The sequence below is a fragment of the Prescottella defluvii genome (genome assembly GCF_000738775.1).
Classification (GTDB): Bacteria; Actinomycetota; Actinomycetes; order Mycobacteriales; family Mycobacteriaceae; genus Prescottella; species Prescottella defluvii.
On the sequence record NZ_JPOC01000228.1, the window covers coordinates 1 to 219 of the forward strand.

A 219-nucleotide genomic window follows, 5' to 3' on the forward strand; every position below is an offset into this window, starting at 1 on the left:
AGGAGGAGCGGTGGCAACCGTCGCGTCGAAACCCGTTGCCGTCAGGCCGTATCCGGCCAGGTTCGCCCGCAAGGGCTCGATCATCTATCGCGTGATCACGACGACGGATCCCAAGGTGATCGGGATCATGTATCTGATCACGTCGTTCGCGTTCTTCATGTTCGGCGGGCTGCTGGCACTGCTGATGCGCGCCGAACTCGCCCTGCCGGGCCTGCAGTT

The 219-nt window shown here is 63.0% G+C and carries 1 pseudogene; it reads left to right on the forward strand.

The features are described 5' to 3' along the window. Positions 1 to 10 precede the first annotated feature (10 nt). A pseudogene (locus IJ15_RS25165) lies at positions 11 to 219 on the forward strand (cytochrome ubiquinol oxidase subunit I); the annotation flags it as partial.